We start from the raw sequence: 874 nt of genomic DNA, 5'->3' as shown, positions 1-874 counted from the left end.
TGGCATTTTTACTATGCGTTGGTTTTAGTGATTAAGGTGGTATGCGGGAGCATCGTATTGCGTGCCTCACACCTTAATTGGGCGTTATACCGCAATCAATCATCTAACCTTTTCATGGCTTTACGGTAAACATCGCTACGTTCGCGTTTTCCAACTGCTAAGACGGTTACAATGATGACATCGTCTTCAACTTTGTAGACGAGACGGTAGCCCGATTGACGCAACTTAATTTTATACATGTTGTCAGCTCCAGAAAGCTTTGAAGCCGGAACATGTGGGTTATCCAAGCGCTCGATTAGCTTTTTCTTAAATTGTTGTTGCAGAGTAGAGCCAAGCTTTTTCCACTCTTTGAGTGCACTCTTTTTAAAGTCGAGTTTATAGGTCATCAATATTTACCGAAATGCTCTCTTCAGATTCACGCTCTTTAGCGATAGCTAGTAGTTCCAGATCTTCGAGTCTGTCCATCATCATTTCGTAAGCTTCGGCAGGCACGCAATAAAATGCTGGTTCATTTCGGTTTAATACAGCAACAGGTTCGCCGTAAGCACTAGTTGCAACTTTCATAGGGTTAGCTTTCAACTCAGTAATGCTTGCAGCAACATCGGCTAAAATTCTAGTGGTCATATAATCAGTCTCTTAAGTGGTCTTTATATTGGTCATTTTAGCCTCAACCAAGCGGTATAACAAGTTGCTTAAGAGTGATTCGCAACGCGTGGCATTTTTACTATGCGTCGGTTTATGTGTTTAAGGTATTATGCGGAGGCTAAGGTATTGCGTTGCTCACACCGAGCTATGCTGATTTCTGGTGTATGGAAGAGAAAGGAAGTTGCGGTGTAATCTGTTGATGCAGTTCTCCCCAGAACGATTAACAGAA

At 42.2% G+C, this 874-nt stretch carries 2 protein-coding genes; both read right to left on the bottom strand.

The window, feature by feature from the left end:
- Positions 1-95: 95 nt before the first annotated feature.
- The gene (locus VJL_RS27365) at positions 96-386 is read right to left on the bottom strand and encodes a type II toxin-antitoxin system RelE family toxin (protein WP_005377002.1); all 291 of its coding nucleotides are present in this window, start codon (positions 384-386) and stop codon (positions 96-98) included.
- The gene (locus VJL_RS27360) at positions 376-624 is read right to left on the bottom strand and encodes a type II toxin-antitoxin system Phd/YefM family antitoxin (protein WP_005377003.1); all 249 of its coding nucleotides are present in this window, start codon (positions 622-624) and stop codon (positions 376-378) included. The genes VJL_RS27365 and VJL_RS27360 overlap by 11 nt, the downstream gene beginning before the upstream one ends.
- Positions 625-874 lie beyond the last annotated feature (250 nt).

It is taken from the genome of Vibrio jasicida CAIM 1864 = LMG 25398, assembly GCF_000400365.1.
Classification (GTDB): Bacteria; Pseudomonadota; Gammaproteobacteria; order Enterobacterales; family Vibrionaceae; genus Vibrio; species Vibrio jasicida.
The sequence above is the reverse complement of the archived record's forward strand: the minus strand, read 5'-3'. Positions and strand labels throughout refer to the sequence as shown.

Coding starts and splice junctions, on each gene's coding strand:
- VJL_RS27365 (WP_005377002.1), bottom strand. CDS start 386: ATGACCTATAAACTCGACTTTAAAAAGAGTGCACTCAAAGAGTGGAAA.
- VJL_RS27360 (WP_005377003.1), bottom strand. CDS start 624: ATGACCACTAGAATTTTAGCCGATGTTGCTGCAAGCATTACTGAGTTG.